Origin of the sequence: Porcipelethomonas sp. (assembly GCF_051893655.1) — a bacterium.
In the GTDB taxonomy this organism is placed as follows: domain Bacteria; phylum Bacillota; class Clostridia; order Oscillospirales; family Ruminococcaceae; genus Porcipelethomonas.
Genome location: NZ_JBJFHN010000050.1, coordinates 1 through 3,391, shown reverse-complemented (window position 1 = coordinate 3,391; position 3,391 = coordinate 1). Strand labels below are relative to the sequence as shown.

General features: G+C 39.6%; 4 protein-coding genes. All 4 read right to left on the bottom strand.

Annotated elements, in window-relative coordinates; genetic code table 11:
- On the bottom strand, nt 1–939 hold a 939-nt coding region (locus ACI4WO_RS02735), incomplete at its 3' end, for a pyruvate carboxylase subunit B (RefSeq protein ID WP_439806025.1).
- Between the two features lie 63 nt (nt 940–1,002).
- Entirely contained in the window at nt 1,003–1,374 is a 372-nt protein-coding gene (locus tag ACI4WO_RS02730; protein ID WP_439806024.1) for a biotin/lipoyl-containing protein, read from the bottom strand.
- A 28-nt stretch (nt 1,375–1,402) separates the two neighbouring features.
- Nucleotides 1,403–2,743 carry a carboxyl transferase domain-containing protein gene (locus ACI4WO_RS02725; RefSeq protein WP_439806023.1) on the bottom strand — a complete coding sequence of 447 codons (1,341 nt, stop codon included), beginning with the start codon at nt 2,741–2,743 and terminating at the stop codon, nt 1,403–1,405.
- Nucleotides 2,744–2,908: 165 nt separating this feature from the next.
- Complete coding sequence (locus ACI4WO_RS02720) at nt 2,909–3,283, bottom strand: hypothetical protein (RefSeq protein ID WP_439806022.1); 375 nt, start codon at nt 3,281–3,283, stop codon at nt 2,909–2,911.
- Between the last annotated feature and the right edge of the window lie 108 nt (nt 3,284–3,391).

Below are 3,391 nucleotides of genomic sequence, written 5' to 3'. Positions count from 1 at the left end.
CTGCTTGAGCTGTGAAAGAAGATTTGAAAGCATTCCGCCCGGAACCTGATAAATAAGAGCGTTAGCATCAACTGCAAGCATCTTAGGGTCAAGCAGACCACTGTCGATATATTTCTTTCTGAGCTTCATGAAATATTCTCTGATTTCTGTAAGCAGAACAAGGTCAAGACCCGTATCATACTCTGTTCCCTGCAAAGCTGCAACCATAGATTCAGTAGGTGCATGAGATGTACCCAGAGCCAGAGGAGAAATGGCTGTATCAATAACATCAACGCCAGCTTCAATACCCTTAAGCAGACACATAGATGCAAGACCAGATGTATAATGAGTATGTAACTGAATCGGAATTTTTACCGCAGCCTTTAATGCTTTTACAAGCTTTTCAGTTTCATAAGGTGTCAGAAGTGCCGCCATATCCTTGATACAGATTGAATCAGCACCAGCAGATTCGATCTGCTTTGCATAATTTACATAATAATCGGTTGTAAATACATCACCCAGAGTATATGAAATTGCAACCTGAGTATGAGCACCTTCCTTTTTGGCAGCTTTAATAGCTGTTTCAAGGTTTCTGATATCATTTAATGCATCAAAAATTCTTATAATATCAATACCGTTTGCTACAGATTTCTGAACAAAATATTCAACAACATCGTCTGCATAATGACGGTATCCCAGCATATTCTGACCACGGAAAAGCATCTGAAGCTTTGTATTCGGAAGATTTTTTCTTAAAGTTCTGAGTCTTTCCCATGGATCTTCATCCAGAAATCTCAGGCATGAATCAAATGTAGCTCCGCCCCAGCATTCAATTGAATGATAGCCTACCTTGTCCATTAGCGGAAGAATCGGGAGCATTTCATCCATAGTCATACGTGTTGCGATAAGTGACTGATGTGCATCACGCAGTGCGGTTTCAGTAATTTTTACTTTACCCATAATTAAACCCATGTTTTGCACAGATAATGCAAAACTTCCTTTCTGAAAATTTATAACCGGAAATTAACCGATTGTTGCCAGTGTATCTCCTGAATTTACATTATCGCCTTTTTTAGCAAGAATACTTGTAATCTTGCCGTCACAGGAAGCAACAATATCATTTTCCATTTTCATAGCTTCAAGAATCATAATAACCTGACCTTTTGAAACTGTATCACCTACACTTGCCTTGACATCAAGAATTGTTCCCGGCATAGGAGCTGTTACTTTTTCACCTGCTCCTGCTGCCGGTGCCGGAGCTGCTGCTGGTGCTGGTGCTGCTGGTGCAGACTGTACAGATGCCAGAGCTGCCGCTGCCGGTGCTGCTGATCCGTCAACTTCCTCAACAGCTACATCATATGCTTTACCATTTACTGTAATATTATATCTTTTCATGATTATTAACCACCTATTCTTATATTAATTAAAAAGGAATATTATTGTGCTTCTTAGGAAGCTTCTGAACACGCTTTCCTGAGAGAATATCCAAAGCAGAAATCAGAACACTTCTTGTCTGAGAAGGTTCGATAATATCATCAATGAAATTATTTTCTGCTGCTGTCTGAGCTGAAGCAAGAGTTTTTTCATATTCTGCTGCCAGCTTATTTCTTGAAGCCTCAAGATTTTCAGCACCCTGAAGCTTATCATGCCACATAAATTCAACAGCTGTAACAGGTGCCAGAGGAGCGATTACAGCGTCCGGATAAGAATATGTAAAGTCTGAATTTGCACTGCTTCCGGCAACTGCCGCAAAAACAGGACCTACAGCCTTGCCTGTCACAACAGCAATCTTAACAGTTGTAGCTTCAGCATAGCTGTTTGCAAGAGTAGTCATTGCCTTTACAGCTGCGACCGCATCTGCATCAGCAAATCCTTCAGAATCAACAAATGTAACAACCGGGATTGAAAATGCGTCACATGTTCTTACAAAACGTGCAAGCTTCATACAGTCATCACTTGTAAGCTTTCCGGAATTTTTTCCAGCTGCTGCAATACCTGTTGCAGCACCGCCTACTGTAACAAAGCCTGTATATGCTTCTGTACCAAAATCTGCATAAAGTTCAATTTCACTGTCAGCATCTGCAACTGAAGAAACAATTCCCTTAAAATCTCCGGATGAAGCAGGTGCTGCATCGGCAAATTCAAACATAGGCACCGGTGCAAGATTATTAACCGGAAGAATATTAATAAGCTCTCTTGCTTTTTCAACAGCTGCCTTGTCATCATCGCATACAACAGCAGCTATACCGGATTCCGCAGCCGCCTGAGCCGAGCCTTTGCTGCTGTTAGGAGCAGCAAAAAATTCACTTTCCTTAGTTACAATAACGAAATCAGAAGAACAAGCAAGCATTGCTGCTGTGCCAGCACATGTTCCGGCAATAACTGAAATCTGCGGAACAACTCCTGATACAACAGCGGAAGCGCTGAGCATTTTTCCGTAAGCCGCCAAAGAAGCAGCAGTACCATCAACAAAAGCTCCGTCTGAATCGTGGATTCCCACAATCGGAGTTCCTGTTTTAGCTGCCAGTTCATACAGCTTTGCAATTTTTGCAGCCTGAGCTTCTCCTACAGCGCCGCCGTTAACAGATTTGTCCTGAGAAAATGCATAAACTGCATTTCCATTTACATAACCATAAGCAGAAACAACACCTGTCAGGTCATCTTTTTCCTTGACCTTTGAATTAATTTCATTGTAAATACCATCGTCAAACAACAGAGAAAGTCTTTCTCTTGCCTGACTGTCCGTATTTTTTTCAATCTGCATACTATCGTTCCTTCCTGTACGGATTTTACCGTTAGTCATTTAGACGGGCACTTCTCAACATGTACCATAATTATGTATAAATATGCATAATACCGTACATTTTTCCAGAATGCCATATCAATATACCTTAACATTATACTATATTTTTCAGATTAAAGCAAGTATTTATCGCAATTCTTTACATTTTTTACAATTACTCATAAAATCTGAAATATCATTTATACATTTTACATTTTTATTTATAAAACCAAGTTTTATCATATCATCATATTTTTCATTGTCAGTAAGCTCAAATTCGCAGCGGTTTTTTCCGCCAAGCATTCCTTTAAAAAGTATAGTCCTGATAATTCCGTCAGTTATATCAAGTTCATTGCTCTTATAATCATAGATGATAACATTATCTTCATTTACAGAATAAATTCCATATCCGTTTTTTTCTTTTCCGTTAAACGATTCCACAATATGTATGCTGTCGACATTTATCTTTTCCACAGCATGTTCGTATCCGGCTATATCTGTTTTTTCATGTATTTCAAGCATTACTTTCCTTCCTTGCCAATCGCATTTCTTATTGCACGCAATTCCTCTGGTGTCAGTTCACGGTAAGTACCGGGCTTTAGCATTCCAAGCTTTAAAGGGCCTATACTT